Raw genomic sequence first — 16221 nt, 5'->3', positions numbered from 1 at the left:
GGGGATCAAATAATAAGGGAATCGAAGAGTCATTCATCTGTTTGAAAGTGAATGATAAATCGGATTAGTGAAGGATATATGGAAAAAAGTATGGGTATGTCACTTTATTAAAGGATATCCGGTTCAAAAAGTGGGAAAAAATTAGATTTTGCCCAAAAGCGAAGGGTAAATTTTGAAAAGTGAAGGGTTAAAGGACAGAAAGTGAAGGGTATCGGGGCTGAAGTGCATGATAAAAGGCAGAGAGTGAAGGGAAAATTTGAGGAGATCAAATAATAAGGGAATCAAAGAGTCATTCATCTGTTTGAAAGTGAATGATAAATCGGATTAGTGAAGGATATATGGAAAAAAGTATGGGTATGTCACTTAATTAAAGGATATCCGGTTCAAAAAGTGGGAAAAAATAGATTTTGCCCAAAAGCGAAGGGTAAAAGGACAGAAAGTGAAGGGTATTGGGGGTAAAGTGATCGATAAAAGGGGTAGAGCGAGTGATTTATTGGTTATTATTTTTAAGGTGACATTGAACTTACTACCAGAAATTAAAAGGACTATCTATAGATAGCTCAATCTATGGAACACGTCGAAACCCGCTACTAATTATTAAAATCCCCCTCAAAATAAATAATCCAGCAGGAAATCAAAATCTCGAAATAGAAATTATTATTCAAGAAAGGAGAAATGCCATTTGATAAAAAAAGAACGGACATTACCTATTCCTATTCAAAAGTTGGAATCATTACTAAGGAGGTTGCCTAAAGACCACGTAAAACGCAGGGTAATCGAAGCTGAACTAGCGAAACGACTATCAGGTTACAGAGGTGAACAATCAATCGATTACTATCTTTATCGACTTATTGACAGTAAAGACTTTCATATTATTAACGACCTTCGTCTCAAATCCAATTCAACCTACTTCCAAATCGATGTCCTCATACTCTCCAAAACTCATTTCCTCAATTTAGAATTGAAAAACATTTCCGGTGAATTAATATTCGATTCAAAGTTCAAACAAGTCATACGCAAATATTATGGCAAGGAAGAGGTATTGCCTGATCCAATCATTCAAATTAATAGGCAGGAAATTTTTTTGAGAGAACAACTTAAGAATATCAATTTGCCTTATATCCCAATTGAGACCTTGGTTGTAATGACCAATCCTTCAGCAATTCTTAAAAGTATTTATGACACTGATGGATACTTTAATAAGGTGATTCGAAGTGCTACTTTGCCTGAGAGGATCAAGGCTTTCGAGGATACATATAAAAGGGAAGTATTAACCACCAAAGATCTTATCCGATTAACAGATCATTTAGTTTCAAACCATATTCCTGGAAATGTGGATGTTTTATCTCAATTTCAATTGCAAACTGTAGATCTAATCAATGGGGTTCTCTGTCCTGAATGTAAAGATAGTCCCATGAAGAGTATTTATATGAAATGGTATTGCCCAAAATGCTTACATATCTCTAAAGATGCCCATGTACAGGCTCTCCATGATTATAAACTACTATTTAATTCCCAAATCTCAAGTGGACAACTGAAAACATATTTTTTGCTCGAATCTGACTCAGTCTGTTACCGATGGTTAAAGAAACTTAATTTCCCTTTTACAGGGAAATTCAAGGATAGGCGTTATCAGCTTGAAAAAAGTTGACCAAGCTATAACTCCATCCCATCCTCCAAACTCAATTCCTTCTTAATCACTCTCTTTTTCTCCTCGATCATTTCTTTAAGAAAAGATCGGTATTCCGCTTCACTGTGTATATTTAATTCGTCATATAATATTTTTAATTGCTTTAGGTGGTCTTGTAGTAAAACCTCATTTGTATTCGATCCGCCGGATTGGACTTTTCTCAGTATGATTTCAACCAGTTTATCATTGGAGGCTTCGATGGATTTAGTTCCTTGTCTAACATAGATGGCCCCATATCGTAGTTCACCTTGTTGGACAATGGAGGTGTAAGGTACATATTTTGGGTCATAGTCAATAAATAGGACTTGGAACCTTTTTTCTTGAAGTAATGCGTGTGTCCGTTTGGAAAATTGATAGTCTTCGGTTCGGTATTTGAGGTATTTAGGGAGTAGGTTCTGAAGCTTATTGTCTATATCCGCTTTGTCTAAGAAATCTTGGTTTGATAAACCATCCAGTTGGACCGTACCCTTTGATGATTGACTGACACCGACTATAATACAACCCCCACCAGAGTTTGCGATGGCCAGTATATGTTTTGCTAGCTTTGTTAGCTCAATCCATTTTGTTTTGAAATCCAGAAAGTCCGTTTCTCCTGTATTATGTAATAATACTTCTCGGAGATTTTCCTTTGAGGGATCCAGTAAAAACTTTTTTAACACGACAGGATAAATATTGGAAAAGAGCATGCTCCTCCTTCCTTCCTAATAATCTTTTTTATTATTATAGTCAACTAATACTGAATGAGAGACAACGAAATGAGAAAAAGCCAAGTTTTGTTAAACCTGGCCTAAGTATTTTGTTCTTCTATAATTTTATCACTGAAGGGTAGTACTTCTATAAGTGCATTTTGAACGTGAGAGAAGGTTTTCCATTGGTAATGATGGTTTGAGATGGATTGAGCTAATTGAGGGGAAACTCCAACAATGTAGCATTTTGTTCCAATAAGCCGTAATGTTTGACAGATTTTATTTATATAATGCCCTGTATTTGTATCAATTTCATTCAATGAAGAGACATCTAGGAGAAAAAATTCAGCACGTTCCTTTACACAGTTTTGCAGGACTGTATGAGTCAGTCTCTCTGCTCTATCATCGTTTAATATGCCGACAATAGGAGCGGCCAATACATAATCCCAGAGCTTCATGATAGGTGTCGATAGGAGGTCTATCATTTTTTCTCTTTCTTTTTCCTCTTGTGCCTTTTCGGTGACATCTACAAGCATCATTAAGTAACCTTGTTTTATTTTTTGAGGATCAAAAATAGGTGTGATGACCGTTTCTGCATAATATTGATCCTTTATGGAAATACGAGTACGGTGGCTATGGGAAAGCGATTCCATGATTCGATGTTGATGGTGGGGGTTTTTATGGAAAAAATCCATGTGCTTACCGAGTATGTTTTCACCGTCTTTTATTCCAAACAGCTTCATGAGGGGGCCAAGAGTCTGGATAGCAGTACTGTTCATCCAAACGAGACGAAATTCAAGGTCAGCCACAAGAATGGATTCATCTATTACTTCCAAAACGTTTTCTAATAAAAGATTGTTTGGTAAATTTCCAATAGACATTTTCTCAGGGCTCCTTTTCCGTTAAATATACCTTATTATATCAGATTACATAATCCATTTACTTTTTAAAAATAGTAGGATGGGAAAATGAGTTTATATGACTACAATCTGGGAAAGGTGAAAATATTTTAATAGTGGGTAAACCCAAGATGCCATTGAAATGCTGTTAGATGAATATACAAATTCCATTGGAATGTGATACGATTCCCCTATATATGTATCAAGGAGATTATCATGAAATTAACAGAAATTTATATTTTAGGTGGTTTTTTGGGCAGCGGAAAAACGACGTTGTTACAAAAAATTGTGAGTGATGAGAAAAAAAGTGGACGTCAAATTGCCATTTTACTTAATGAGTTAGGGAAGGTATCTGTCGATTCCCAAGCCTTTGACAACCAGGTTCCATTAAAGGAGATGTTTGATGGATGTATATGCTGTACTATTCAAGATAAGCTTGAAGCTCAAATACAGGATATACTTACACATGATTTAGACGCCATATACATAGAAACAACAGGTGCTGCACATCCCGTTGAAGTATTAGATGCGATACTATCCCCTCTTTTTGCTACTCGTTTACAGTACAAAGGTATTATTACTGTTGTAGATATGCTGAGATGGAAAGATCGTGCCAGTTTTTCACCACAAATCCGACATTTAATGCTTGAACAAATCCAGCATGCCGATTTATTAATTTTGAATAAAAAAGATTTAGTTTCTGAAATGGAAGCTGGCCAGATTAGTTTTGAGATTCAACACATTAATTCTAGTGCGAAACTTATCATGACAGAACATTCAATGGTAGGATTGAATGCTATCCACGGTGTTACTTTAGGCGAGAAGAACTATTCAGGAAACTCTGGAAAAAAAGATTTGCAATTACAAACCATTGTTCATACTTTCAAAGGTGTAATTTCACATGAGAAATTTGAAAATTGGCTAAGGAGCCTACCTGATACAGTCTATCGTATGAAAGGATATATTCCATTCAGCCATTCGCAGTACCCTCATCTTTTTCAATATTCATATGGTATGCCCATGTCCATACCAGAAGTAATGAAGATGCCATTGAATCTTGTAATTATTGGGGAATCATTGGATAGGGTAATGATAATTAAACAACTTGAAGATTTACAAACTGCTCTATAAGATTTTCAAAGGTATGGCTTTATCATAGCCATACCTTTTTATTGGCATTTGACATATGTGGCAATTCCAACTAATATTATTTTATTAACCAAGTTAACTATTTATAAAGTAAAGGAAGAAATTAAAATTGAACGAAAATCAAATTTATCAACTTGAAAAGTTATTTCGAAAAGTATTTAGGCAAATGCGTTTTGACTTAAATGAACTATATGGAACACAACTGAATGCAAATGAATTCTCAGTATTAAGGTTTCTTCTATTAAACGGAAATAGTCCAGCTTCTTCTATATCTAAATATCTAAATGTATCTGCAAGCCATATTACAAGTGTAACGGATTCTCTTGTTAAAAAAGGATTTATCATAAGACTTCGTAGTGATCAAGATCGAAGGTTAGTATTGATTTCTCTTACTGAAGAGGGAAAGATGAAAGCTGGAGAGCTGGAAAAAAAGAAGTCAGAATTCCTACGTTCAAAATTTGATAAGTTTACTGAGGAAGAACTTGAGCAATTCATTCAATTGTTTAGGCGTTTGGAGTAGATATTTTGATGACTAATACTTCACTTAGTTAATTTTTTAAATATCGTAATATAAAAGGGGAGAAAATCGTGGAACATCTTGAACATAAGAAAAAACTTGCCATTATGTTGGCCATTATGTCTGCTATGTTATTTGCAGCTCTTAATCAGACCATTGTTGGAACGGCATTGCCCAAAATAATAGCCACATTAGGTGGAATGGAATATTATAGCTGGGTTTTCACTATGTATATGCTTACATCTAGTGTAACTGCGATACTTGTAGGAAAGCTTTCCGATATCTATGGAAGAAAACCGTTCATTCTAGTCGGAATAGGTATCTTTACTGTGGGTTCATTTTTATCAGGCCTTTCAAATGATATTATTCAGCTAATTATTTTTCGAGGAATCCAAGGTTTAGGTGCAGGACTTATAATGTCCACTTCCTTTACTGCAATTGGTGATTTATTTTCACCACGTGAACGGGGGCGTTGGCAAGGATTGATGACATCAGTTTTCGGTTTAGCTAGTGTTTTTGGACCGACATTAGGCGGTTGGATTGTCGATAATTCAGATTGGCATTGGGTCTTCTGGGTATTCTTACCGGTAGGATTGATAGCATTTTTTATGATCATGGTCCTTTTTCCAAAAGTTGAAGCAAAACAAAAGGAACCAATTGATTTCTTGGGTTCAATAATGATCACCTTAACCATTGTTCCTTTGCTACTTGCCTTTACTTGGGGTGGAAAAGATTATGATTGGATTTCAATGCCCATCCTCAGTCTTTTAATAGGGACTTTAATTGCACTTTCTTTATTTATTTTTGTAGAGAAGAGAGCGAAAAGCCCAGTTTTGCCACTTGGACTTTTTAAAAATGAAATATTCACCCTATCCAACATCATCGGATTTATCCTAGGGTTTGGTATGTTCGGTGCAATTATGTATATGCCCTTTTTCATTCAAGGAGTAATTGGGACATCTGCAACGAAATCAGGATTTATCATGATGCCAATGACGATTAGCATGGTAGTAGCTAGTACTATATCAGGCCAAATGATTACTAAAACCGGTAAGTATAAAAGAAATGCACTATTAGGGCTTCTGATTATGTCCTCTGGGATGTATCTGCAGTCGTTGATGGGGCACGAAACCACCCTTACAATTGCAACTTTGTACAATATTATTGTCGGTTTTGGTCTCGGGTTAAGTATGCCTGTATTTACATTGACCGTACAAAACGCAATCGATCAAAAATTGTTAGGGGTCGCAACATCCTCCGTTCAATTATTCAGACAGATAGGTGGAACAGTTGGTGTTGGTTTAATGGGAACATTAATGAACAATAAAATGACTGACAAAATTACAGAATCTGCCCAAGCATCTCAGGGTGAGGTTGGGTCGAATGGAATGTCAGAACTGTTGACAAAAATTCAGAATCCACAACTGCTTATCAGTCATGAAAAATTAGCTGAAATCAGAAGTAATGTTCCATCTGAGATGCTTTCAGTATTCGATGGTATGATTGAAATGGTAAGAAAAGCTATGACTGACGCCATCACGGATGTTTTCTTAGTTGGATCGCTTGTCGTATTTAGTGGATTCCTGCTCACTTTCCTGCTGAAGGAAATTCCTTTAAGGCAGTCACAATCAAAAGATAAAAACCGAGAAATTGAAGAAAAGAAAGAAGTTGTAAATAGTTAATTTATATTTAATAAATCATCTGGATAGAGAGCCCATGGAGAATTTCATGGGCTCTTTTTTTTTCCATTTTTGGTCATCATTACGAATTTTCAAATGGAATAATCGGTGTTAAATCATGAAAAATAATAAGGATGAAAAAGGGGTGTCTGAATATGAAAAAAATCCTTTTATTATTTTTCCTTGCTCTAAGTCAATCTTCTCAGACTCATGCAGAAGTTGAGAAGGATCCTGATTCGCCGATTTCATTTCAAGTGGAGATGTTGCCTTGGAACGAAGTGAATCTTATTCTGCCAAAGTATGCTTCTTTTACTGTTATTGATGTAGAAACAAAAAAATCATTCAAAGTTCAACGGCGGGCCGGAATGTATCATGCGGATGTGCAACCGTTAACAACCGAAGATACGAAAATAATGAAAAGTATCTTTAACGGAAAGTGGAGCTGGAAGAGGAGGGCAATATTGATATTGGATGAAGATCGATTGCTAGCAGCTTCCATGCATGGTATGCCTCATGGCGCCGGTGCATTGCCAAATAACTTTCCTGGTCATTTTTGTATTCATTTTTTCGGAAGTATTACGCATAGCTCAAATAAAATGGATCTTTCTCATCTATTAATGACCTTAAAAGCTGCAGGGAAGTTGGATGAATATTTGACTGGCCTTACTCCATCCGAAACAGTAAAAGCCTACATTGCTTCTTTGGAACAACAGGATTTAAAACTGTTTAATTACATGAGTCTTCAAAAAATTACTGAAATGAATGATAAACAATTTTATGATATAAAGGCCATTAGATTACAGGAACTGCATATCGATTCTGACAAAAATCCTCTTCGGGGAGGAGTTAATATTCCTGTTACTTTAAGTGTGTTGACTGATAACGGAGAAAAAAGGGTTTCCATGAATATTTTCCTGGTGAGAACTTCACCTCTAGAAAGCTGGAAAGTGGACTCGAAGAAATTTTTCAAAAAAATAAAATAACCAATAAAAAAATCTATCTTATTTTTACATGAATAAGATAGATTTTTTCGTGATTAAAGCTTAAAACAGAGACTTTTAGCCTTGCTAATTCAACCCACCATAAGCTGCAAATGTTTTTTCGTCTTCAACCAAGCCACATGCAGCGCATTGAACTCGATATTCTGGACCTCGATACGGCATATGGAAAGGTTCTAAAGCATTGTTTTCATACTGTTCTACGATTGTTCCTGTTTGAGGATCCATTTTAACTGGTGTCACAACCTGTTCAATTAAATTAAATCTACTTTTATTTGTTTTACAATTTGGACAACGATATGGAGATGTCATGGTGTACATCCTTTCTGAAATAATTTTGTCGATGTTATTTTTTGTATTTAGGACAAAAACTATGTAACATGAATAGGGAAACCATAGAGAAAGTGGGAATTTTGTATGGATACGGAAATTTCTCATAATGAGCTATTGAAATGTTATCAACAAATATGGAATAATCGCAATATTACGGATGGTGAAGATCCATCAGGTGTATTGCATGAACTGATTAAAAGAGAATTGCTAGATGAGAATTCGCATCCAAGAATTCGTAAGTCAAAGTATGAAAAATTTTATATGAGCATAGCGAGACTAATCGAATCAACTTTGCATGAAAATGAAAAATCAGCTTTGCTACAACAATACTTAAACATTATGAAGAACCTTTAGGAGGAATAAAGATATGAAAAAGATGACTACTACAGAAGTAATGGAGAAATTGGACAATAATGAGGATTTGACTTTATTGGATGTGCGTGAAATAGGTGAAGTGGAAAGTGACGGGAAAATTCCTGGTGCAATCAATGTTCCTTTAAGTGTATTAGAGTCCAAATTACAAGAGCTAGACAAAGATAAAGAATATCATATCATTTGCCATGCAGGTGGAAGGAGTGCTAGAGCTCAAGAATTTTTGGAGTCTCAAGGCTTTAAGACGATCGATATCCTAGGAGGCATGTCTGCTTGGGAAGGTAAAAGAGAATAGAATACATACCAATAATAATTGAAATCCCGGCCTAAACCGGGATTTTATTCATGATTTGGTCAAATAATTGTACTGTTCTTTCACACATTTTTCACATAGAACATTTACACTTATAGGAGAGTAGTAAAAGAGGAGATTGAGATGAATAGGACTACATTAATTATCATTGGCATTTGTGTTTTTTCCATTATTCTTTCAGGGTGTCAAAAGGATAATTATAAGAGAATTAATGAATCAGTATCTTTTTATGCTTCGGTCAACTTAAAAGATGGCAGTTTATCCTTTCAAGATGCTATGTCTGGGGAAAATCTGGCTACATGGAATTTAAAACGTCCCATTACTGGAGCACTTCTATTAGATGATAAAGATACTTTGTTGGTTTATGGTAAGCAAATGAAGACAGTTGATGTATTTTCATTAAGTAAAGGGGCACTTATAGATTCCTGGAACGTTGGAGAGGGAATTGTTCAAATTGTACAATTGAAAACATCCAACGAATTAGCTTTAGTTGATCAAGTAAAAGATCAGATTCGATTTTTTACTAACAAAGGTAAAGAACAACGAAAAGTAAAAACAGGCAAATCACCGATATCATTAGTGGAGTCCGAGAAACGAGAGCAGCTTTTTGTCTTGAATTTCCATGATACGAAGGTTTCGATTATTAATTCAAAAACGTATAGAGCGGAAGATGGTATAACTGTTAATTCTTCTTCCTCAGGTATCCTTCTTAATGAAAATGATAGTGAGCTTTGGGTTGGTGGTCATGGATTGGGATCAAATGTCGAGGATAACGTCCATGTTTATTCAATAGATACTGGAAAATTAATTAAAAGTATTAATGCGCCTACCATGCCAATTTTTCTAAAGGATACAAAGAATGGTACATTCATTGTGAGCCATGGTTCCAGTTCAATCTATCGCTGGTCTCAAAATAAATTAGAAAGCATTCAAGTTGGTGTCAATCCCTTTTATTTGCTTGAATTTAAAGGAAACTTGCTCGTCGCTGGCTACGATAGCAATGATATTTCAATTTTAGATCCTAATACTATGAGAATTTTAAAAACGGTTAAAGTAGGAAATGGACCTTTTCATTTGTTTGCAAGGGAGTAACGGATGATGAACTATAGAGTATTAATCGTAGATGACGAAGAGGATATGAGGCATCTATTAGAAATGTATCTAATGAATTCTGGATATCAATGTCTACATGCCCAGGATGGACAGGAAGCACTAAAAGTCATGGAAGATCAAGATGTCGATATCGTCTTGTTGGATGTGATGATGCCTAGAATGAACGGCTTTGAGTTATGTGAGAGGATAAGAAATTCAAAAGACACACCAATTATCTTTATTAGTGCAAAAGGGGAAGAGTGGGATAAGGTGAAAGCGTTAAAACTTGGTGGTGACGATTATGTTGTCAAACCTTTCAGTCCTGGCGAACTTATGGCACGAATAGAAGCACTGTTACGACGGGCCGGAAAAATACAAAGTACTGATGATATGGATCAAATACATGTAGGAAGTTTAACAATAAATCAAAAATCAAGAAAGGTAGCAGTAAGTCAGAAAGTGATCAATTTAACATTAAAAGAATATGAACTTCTCCTGTTTTTATATGAACATAAAAATCAAGTCCTAAGTAGGGAACAATTATTGAATCATATTTGGGGCACGGACTATGAAGGCTCTTTAAGAACTGTTGATACTCATATAAAGACATTAAGAATGAAACTTAAAGGAGCAGATTATATTCAAACTGTTTGGGGCATTGGCTATAAATTCGAGGAAAATACATGAATAAGCTAAAATTGAACCTTGCAAAAAAACTCTGGATTACAGTTGCTACTACTGTAATAGTTTCACTATTGTTTGCTTATTTGTTATCTCAGTTCTTTTATGAAAAGGTATATGTCACTCATGTAGAGGAAAATTTGTTAACACAAGCGGAATTGTTGGCCAGTGATTATATGGGTGGACCTCTATCTGAAGAATTTAAGGAAAAAACCGAGTGGTATAATGCGAAAAACAATGCTGAAATTTTTGTTGTGAATAATCCAAGGGAACTTAGTGCATGCCTTCCTTTTGATATCGATTATAATACTCTTATCTCAGAGGAAGAGCGTCAAAACCTATTGAAAGGAAAACCAGTTGAAAAGCAAGGCTATGAAGAAAGGTTTGACAGAACAATATTGGCAGTCATTTATCCTTTATTGGATGAAGACAGGTTAGAGGGAATCATCTATTTGTATCTCCCCTTGGCGTCCATTACAGAATTAATGAATGAATTTACAACTTTTTGGCTTATTTCAGCATTTTTGTTTATCATAGTCTTTTTGTTTATTGGCACACATTGGATCAATCGTCTCATTAAACCTTTAAAAGAAATGGAAAACGCAGCCTATCGTGTATCAAAAGGAGATTTCGCAACGAGAGTTGAAGTCGAAGGAACCGATGAAATAGGAAGTCTTGCTGTAGCATTCAATCAAATGTCTGAAGCGATTCAGCTAGAGGATGAACGCAAGAGAGAATTTCTTGCCGATGTTTCGCACGAATTAAGAACGCCATTAAGTTATATAAAAGGCTATACACAAGCCTTGATTGATGGGATCATACATAAACCTGAAGATGAAAGAAAATATTTGAACTTAGTTGCAAAAGAGACAGTACACCTTCAGGAATTGGTCCAAGATTTGTTAGATCTTTCAAAATTAGAATCACATCAATTTGAGATGGATACTCAACCAATCGCCCTAGCTCAATTTATAGAAGATTTTCTTGAAAAGTATAGGGTTAAATTATCAGATAAAAGAATTCAATTAATAATCAACCTTGATCCGGAGCCTATTATTTATGGGGATGATTTGAGGCTTGGACAAATTTTGCAAAATGTATTAGAGAATGCCATCCGATATACTCCAGTTAACGGGGAAATCTCTATTACCCTGAAAGGGAAGGGCGACCAGTGTAAGGTGACGATAGCAGATAATGGCCCCGGTATTGCAGTCGAACACTTATCTAAACTAACGGAACGATTTTATCGAGTCAATAAAGCTAGGAGCAGGAATGACGGTGGAACTGGTTTAGGATTATCCATTGTGAAAAAACTTATGGACATGCACAGAGGAAGCATTGAAATAGAAAGTAAAGTAAATGAAGGAACTAATGTACATTTGCTATTTCCGACTATAAATGAAGAGTAAAGTAGGTAGATGAAATTGAAGAAAATGATTTTAGCGTCATTGTTATTTCTATTATTATTAGCAGGATGTTCGAAAGAAACAGATCCTCAAAATGAGGAAATCGAATTCCTAGAAGTAAATCTTGTGGTTGATCCTGAACAAGCTATTGTAAATGAAACCATTCGTTTTACGGCTGACGTATCTTTTGGAAAAGATAAAGTGACAGACGCTGACGAAGTGAAATTTGAAATTTGGCGCTCTCAGAGCGAGGAACATGAAGAAATAGTAGTTCAACACTCAAAAGACGGTAGATATGAATTAGAGAAACAATTTAGTGAAGAGGGAACATATTATGTTTATGCCCATGTAACAGCAAGGGGCATGCATAATATGCCGAAAAAAGAATTCGTTGTCGGAGCACCAAGTGAACCAGAAACCAAATCTAAAAGCAATATGAACCAATCAGAATCGAAAAAAGCTGAGAATAGTTCGCAGCATCATTAATTTCATTTGTACCTATAAGGGCCATTCATCAAGTTTGATGAATGGCCCATTTTAATGTGGCTAAGTTAAACAGATGAGTTTTACAGAGCCTATAGTTTAATAATAGAAGTAAAGGGTATAAGTTCTGTAACCTACATAATGCGAATAGTTATTTACTATATGCGTATAGACGAGGTGAATAACATGATCGAAGATAGGCTGACTGAAGTAACTTCACCTATTGATCCATCCAGCTTCGTGATAAAGGAAGAGTCTATATTTGGTGAAGACATTCCTAATCAGTGGTCCTTTAAAGTAAGGAAGATTGAATCTGTTGTTTTTAATCCACCAAATCTTGAGAAACCTGTACAACAAGACTCACGTGAATGGGTCAAAGATAATGAAGAACATTTTATTAATATTAAAAAATCCTTAATCATAAAGAATGATGGAAAGGCATTTATTACTTTCGATGTAAGTCATTTCAAAAGATATTCAATTTATGTAATCAATCAAAAAACATACGGATCTATTCAATTCCTTGTAGAACTTAGCCCAGATAATGTACATTTTATAAAAAAGTTTGCAATAAACGATTTACAAATGGGCGATACAGATTACATTACAATCTGTGATTTGTCTAGATTTGTACGTGTTAGGATTCATGGAAGAGCAGGGAAAGAAGTATTCGTTTATTTACAAGCTGAAAAGTAACGGATGATAAATGGATGTTTTTATGGAAACCTGATTGTAACATTAGTAATAAAATGAAAGCGCTCAAAAAAGCGTCAATAGCAATAATTTATTATGTATCTGGCAATGTTGTAAGAAAAATGGTTTTTTAGCAAAATAAGTAATGTGATTACATATTTAACCAAACACAACTCCTTCTTAGTTTTAAGGAGGTTTTTTTTTGTTTTTAAAGAATTTGGTTGCTTGAAAATATATTAATATATTAATTTGGAAATCTATGGATCTATTTTTACAAAAATCGTGTGTTATGATTTAGGAGCAGCAAGAACAGAACAAAAACTACTGAACAAACAGGAGGCATAACTTTTATGAAAAAGAAAGCACTTGTTACTATAGCAACAGCAGCAACAATCATGTTTACGGGAGCAGCAGCAGGTAAGGCAGATGCAGCGGCACCAACTACAACTGTAAATACACAAGTTTACCAATTTAATAATTTACAAGATTTAAACTCACAATTAAATCAAATTTTAAAACAATATGGATTAACAAATGTTATCCCTCAATTACAAGGACAAGCTGGTTATAAACCATGCCCAGTAGCACCAACTCAAAAGCCAGCAGCACCAGCACAAAAGCCAGCAGCACCTGCTCAAAAGCCAGCAGCACCTGTACAAAAACCAGCAGCACCAGTACAAAAGCCAGCTACTACTCCATCTAAACCAGCAGCATCAACTGGAGCAGTAAGTGCTTACGAGCAAAAAGTCGTGGAATTAACGAACGTTGAGCGTACAAAAGCTGGACTTCCAGCGCTTAAGCTTGATACTGCATTAAGCAACGTAGCACGTAAGAAGTCTGAAGATATGAAGAACAAAGGGTATTTCTCACATACAAGCCCAACTTACGGATCTCCATTTGATATGATGAAACAATTCGGCATTTCTTATACTTCAGCTGGAGAAAACATTGCACAAGGCCAACGTTCTCCACAAGAGGTTGTACAAGCTTGGATGAATAGTGAAGGACACCGTGCAAACATCATGAACAGAAGCTTCACACACATCGGTGTAGGACATGTTGCAAGCGGCAACTACTGGACTCAAATGTTCATCGGAAAATAATAATGAATAACCCAAAAAAGGACCTCTCCGTTTAGGAGCAGGTCCTTTTAAGTTCAATTTAAATCCTATTGTATTCGTATAGATATAAAAAGTGCTTTTATAGCTTGAGCTCAAATTCAAAATAGAACAACTTTAAAAGGATTCGATACTAAACTACTCTTGCATCCTCTTTTCAGGGGATGCATTTTTTTATGAAAGGATTATTACAAGTGAACGACAATATGAATTCAAATATGAATTCAAGGAAATCACTATGAAACATTAGTAACAATACAAATGAAAATAAAAACATGTCAATACTGATATTTTATTATGTATTTGGTAGGGTTGGTATAAATTAAACTTGATTGGAACTATTTTGATTTATTTCCATTTATGAACAAGCATTGAGCTTCCTTTGTTTAAAGGGAGCTTTTTTTATTTCTATTAAACTTTAACGATTAAATTATATTAGAATATCAATCTGGGAATTTATGGACCTATTATTACGAAAAACACGTGTTATGATTTATGAGCAGCAACAACAGCAACAAAAACTACTGAACAAACAGGAGGCATACTTTTTATGAAAAAGAAAGCACTTGTTACTATAGCAACAGCAGCAACGATCATGTTTACAGGAGCAGCAGCAGGAAAGGCAGATGCAGCGGCACCAACTACAACAGTTAAAACTTCGGTTTATAAATATAATAATTACAAAGATTTAAATGCACAATTAAATCAAATTTTAAAACAATATGGATTTTCAAATCTAACACCTCAATTACAAGGACAAGCAGGATATAATCCATGCCCTGCAGCACCTGCTCAAAAGCCTGCGGCAGCACCAGTACAAAAACCAGCAACAACAACACAAAAGCCAGCAACAACAACACAAAAGCCAGCAGCAGCACCGACTCAAAAAACTACAGCTCAAAAACCAGTTACTACTCCATCTAAACCAGCAGCATCAACAGGAGCAGTAAGTGCTTATGAGCAAAAAGTAGTGGAATTAACGAATGCTGAACGTGCAAAGGCTGGACTATCAGCTCTTAAGCTTGATACTGCATTAAGCAACGTAGCACGCAAGAAATCTGAAGATATGAAGAGCAAAGGGTATTTCTCTCATACAAGCCCAACTTACGGATCTCCATTTGATATGATGAAACAATTCGGTATTTCTTATACTTCAGCTGGAGAAAACATTGCACAAGGACAACAATCTCCAGAAGAAGTTGTACAAGCTTGGATGAATAGTGAAGGACACCGTGCAAACATCATGAACTCAAGCTTCACACACATCGGTGTAGGTCATGTTGCAGGCGGTAATTACTGGACACAAATGTTCATAGGGAAATAATTTGATTTAAAAAAATTGGACCGCTCCATTAGGAGCAGGTCCTTTTTTATTTAGATTTATAAAAATAACCGAGCAATTTTGGTGAAATAAAATGATTAAAATTGGCATTGTGGAAAATGGGTTTATCAACTGTTAAGAAAAGGGTCTTTAAAATCACTTCTTTTGACACATCCTACTCATACTGAAATATGTACTGTAAGTAAAGTTAATCGATTTTATTTTTAATGGCTGTGTTAGAGTCCATAGTTGATTTTTAGCTCTTTGTTGATTGGAGTGGAGGGCGCTTGACTCCTGGGGGATAAGCGTTACAGGCGAGACCCCGCAGGAGCGGTAGCGACGAGTTATCATGAACGAAACTAGCTCCTTACTCGTAACATCGTAGGTTAATTTGGTTAGAATGTTTACTGTTAGAAAACATACCCAAATCAGAGCTACATTACGGAAGGAGCTAGTCATTATGAAGGATACCATAAAATACGTAGGTTTAGACGTATCAAAAGAAAAAATTGCAGTTGCTATTGCGGAAGAAGGACGAGAAGAACCAAGATATTGGGGTTTGATTCCCCATACCCCAGAAGCAGTGAAAAAATTAATGAAGAAGTTAGGAAGTCCAGAATCGCTGCGTGTTTGTTATGAGGCTGGTCCAACAGGATATCCGTTGTATCGACTTTTCATTTCGTTGAATATTCACTGTTCGGTGATTGCCCCATCACTTATTCCAAAAAGACCGGGAGAACGCATTAAAACAGATCGTAGAGACTCTGTTCGTTTAGCTCAATTATATCGGG

General features: G+C 35.5%; 18 protein-coding genes. 15 read left to right on the top strand and 3 right to left on the bottom strand.

Annotated features, from left to right (window positions below; all coding sequences use genetic code 11):
- The first annotated feature begins 682 nt into the window (after positions 1-682).
- A complete protein-coding gene (locus tag G3O09_RS07505; RefSeq protein WP_163100886.1) occupies positions 683-1651 on the top strand; it encodes a nuclease-related domain-containing protein in 969 nt (322 codons plus the stop codon).
- Between the two features lie 5 nt (positions 1652-1656).
- On the opposite strand, the gene G3O09_RS07500 is transcribed toward G3O09_RS07505, so the two are convergent.
- Entirely contained in the window at positions 1657-2376 is a 720-nt protein-coding gene (locus G3O09_RS07500) for an AlbA family DNA-binding domain-containing protein (protein WP_163100885.1), read from the bottom strand.
- Positions 2377-2477: 101 nt separating this feature from the next.
- Positions 2478-3257, bottom strand: a complete 780-nt coding sequence (locus G3O09_RS07495) for an STAS domain-containing protein (protein WP_163100884.1) — start codon at positions 3255-3257, stop codon at positions 2478-2480.
- Between the two features lie 234 nt (positions 3258-3491).
- On the opposite strand from G3O09_RS07495, the gene G3O09_RS07490 reads away from it, so the two are divergent.
- The 4 genes from G3O09_RS07490 (at position 3492) to G3O09_RS07475 (ending at position 7603) form a co-directional block, all read left to right on the top strand.
- The gene (locus tag G3O09_RS07490) at positions 3492-4406 is read left to right on the top strand and encodes a CobW family GTP-binding protein (RefSeq protein WP_163100883.1); all 915 of its coding nucleotides are present in this window, start codon (positions 3492-3494) and stop codon (positions 4404-4406) included.
- A 127-nt stretch (positions 4407-4533) separates the two neighbouring features.
- The gene (locus G3O09_RS07485) at positions 4534-4944 is read left to right on the top strand and encodes a MarR family winged helix-turn-helix transcriptional regulator (RefSeq protein WP_240338372.1); all 411 of its coding nucleotides are present in this window, start codon (positions 4534-4536) and stop codon (positions 4942-4944) included.
- Between the two features lie 68 nt (positions 4945-5012).
- Positions 5013-6623, top strand: coding sequence for an MDR family MFS transporter (locus tag G3O09_RS07480; RefSeq protein WP_163100882.1), 1611 nt, complete (start codon positions 5013-5015; stop codon positions 6621-6623).
- Between the two features lie 152 nt (positions 6624-6775).
- Entirely contained in the window at positions 6776-7603 is an 828-nt protein-coding gene (locus G3O09_RS07475) for a hypothetical protein (RefSeq protein ID WP_163100881.1), read from the top strand.
- An 84-nt stretch (positions 7604-7687) separates the two neighbouring features.
- Here G3O09_RS07475 and G3O09_RS07470 read toward each other — a convergent pair whose 3' ends face one another.
- Positions 7688-7930, bottom strand: coding sequence for a DNA alkylation repair protein (locus tag G3O09_RS07470; protein ID WP_163100880.1), 243 nt, complete (start codon positions 7928-7930; stop codon positions 7688-7690).
- 105 nt (positions 7931-8035) lie between these two features.
- Here G3O09_RS07470 and G3O09_RS07465 point away from each other — a divergent pair, with 105 nt between their 5' ends.
- The 10 genes from G3O09_RS07465 to G3O09_RS07420 all read left to right on the top strand — a co-directional run.
- A complete protein-coding gene (locus G3O09_RS07465) occupies positions 8036-8305 on the top strand; it encodes a hypothetical protein (RefSeq protein WP_163100879.1) in 270 nt (89 codons plus the stop codon).
- 13 nt (positions 8306-8318) lie between these two features.
- Positions 8319-8618: a rhodanese-like domain-containing protein gene (locus tag G3O09_RS07460; RefSeq protein ID WP_163100878.1), complete on the top strand. Its 300-nt coding sequence runs from the start codon at positions 8319-8321 to the stop codon at positions 8616-8618.
- A gap of 141 nt (positions 8619-8759) precedes the next feature.
- Positions 8760-9728: a YncE family protein gene (locus tag G3O09_RS07455; protein WP_163100877.1), complete on the top strand. Its 969-nt coding sequence runs from the start codon at positions 8760-8762 to the stop codon at positions 9726-9728.
- Positions 9729-9731: 3 nt separating this feature from the next.
- On the top strand, positions 9732-10415 hold the full coding sequence (locus tag G3O09_RS07450) for a response regulator transcription factor (protein ID WP_163100876.1): 684 nt from the start codon (positions 9732-9734) through the stop codon (positions 10413-10415).
- Positions 10412-11818 (top strand): sensor histidine kinase, encoded by a 1407-nt coding sequence (locus G3O09_RS07445; protein ID WP_163100875.1) that lies wholly within the window; start codon positions 10412-10414, stop codon positions 11816-11818. Before G3O09_RS07450 ends, G3O09_RS07445 begins: the two co-directional genes overlap by 4 nt.
- A 9-nt stretch (positions 11819-11827) precedes the next feature.
- Positions 11828-12301: a FixH family protein gene (locus G3O09_RS07440; protein WP_163100874.1), complete on the top strand. Its 474-nt coding sequence runs from the start codon at positions 11828-11830 to the stop codon at positions 12299-12301.
- Positions 12302-12484: 183 nt separating this feature from the next.
- A complete protein-coding gene (locus G3O09_RS07435) occupies positions 12485-12994 on the top strand; it encodes a DUF6385 domain-containing protein (RefSeq protein WP_163100873.1) in 510 nt (169 codons plus the stop codon).
- 347 nt (positions 12995-13341) lie between these two features.
- Positions 13342-14094 (top strand): CAP domain-containing protein, encoded by a 753-nt coding sequence (locus G3O09_RS07430; protein WP_163100872.1) that lies wholly within the window; start codon positions 13342-13344, stop codon positions 14092-14094.
- A 565-nt stretch (positions 14095-14659) separates the two neighbouring features.
- Complete coding sequence (locus tag G3O09_RS07425; RefSeq protein WP_163100871.1) at positions 14660-15433, top strand: CAP domain-containing protein; 774 nt, start codon at positions 14660-14662, stop codon at positions 15431-15433.
- Positions 15434-15890: 457 nt separating this feature from the next.
- Positions 15891-16221 (top strand): IS110 family transposase (locus G3O09_RS07420; protein ID WP_240338371.1); only part of this gene is annotated, 331 nt, incomplete at its 3' end.

It is taken from the genome of Peribacillus alkalitolerans (assembly GCF_010882125.1).
Lineage (GTDB): Bacteria > Bacillota > Bacilli > Bacillales > DSM-1321 > Bacillus_BN > Bacillus_BN alkalitolerans.
This window is presented reverse-complemented; position numbering and strand designations above follow the sequence as displayed.

Coding starts and splice junctions, on each gene's coding strand:
- G3O09_RS07500 (WP_163100885.1), bottom strand. CDS start 2,376: ATGCTCTTTTCCAATATTTATCCTGTCGTGTTAAAAAAGTTTTTACTG.
- G3O09_RS07495 (WP_163100884.1), bottom strand. CDS start 3,257: ATGTCTATTGGAAATTTACCAAACAATCTTTTATTAGAAAACGTTTTG.
- G3O09_RS07490 (WP_163100883.1), top strand. CDS start 3,492: ATGAAATTAACAGAAATTTATATTTTAGGTGGTTTTTTGGGCAGCGGA.
- G3O09_RS07475 (WP_163100881.1), top strand. CDS start 6,776: ATGAAAAAAATCCTTTTATTATTTTTCCTTGCTCTAAGTCAATCTTCT.
- G3O09_RS07470 (WP_163100880.1), bottom strand. CDS start 7,930: ATGACATCTCCATATCGTTGTCCAAATTGTAAAACAAATAAAAGTAGA.
- G3O09_RS07465 (WP_163100879.1), top strand. CDS start 8,036: ATGGATACGGAAATTTCTCATAATGAGCTATTGAAATGTTATCAACAA.
- G3O09_RS07460 (WP_163100878.1), top strand. CDS start 8,319: ATGAAAAAGATGACTACTACAGAAGTAATGGAGAAATTGGACAATAAT.
- G3O09_RS07455 (WP_163100877.1), top strand. CDS start 8,760: ATGAATAGGACTACATTAATTATCATTGGCATTTGTGTTTTTTCCATT.
- G3O09_RS07450 (WP_163100876.1), top strand. CDS start 9,732: ATGATGAACTATAGAGTATTAATCGTAGATGACGAAGAGGATATGAGG.
- G3O09_RS07445 (WP_163100875.1), top strand. CDS start 10,412: ATGAATAAGCTAAAATTGAACCTTGCAAAAAAACTCTGGATTACAGTT.
- G3O09_RS07440 (WP_163100874.1), top strand. CDS start 11,828: ATGAAATTGAAGAAAATGATTTTAGCGTCATTGTTATTTCTATTATTA.
- G3O09_RS07435 (WP_163100873.1), top strand. CDS start 12,485: ATGATCGAAGATAGGCTGACTGAAGTAACTTCACCTATTGATCCATCC.
- G3O09_RS07430 (WP_163100872.1), top strand. CDS start 13,342: ATGAAAAAGAAAGCACTTGTTACTATAGCAACAGCAGCAACAATCATG.
- G3O09_RS07425 (WP_163100871.1), top strand. CDS start 14,660: ATGAAAAAGAAAGCACTTGTTACTATAGCAACAGCAGCAACGATCATG.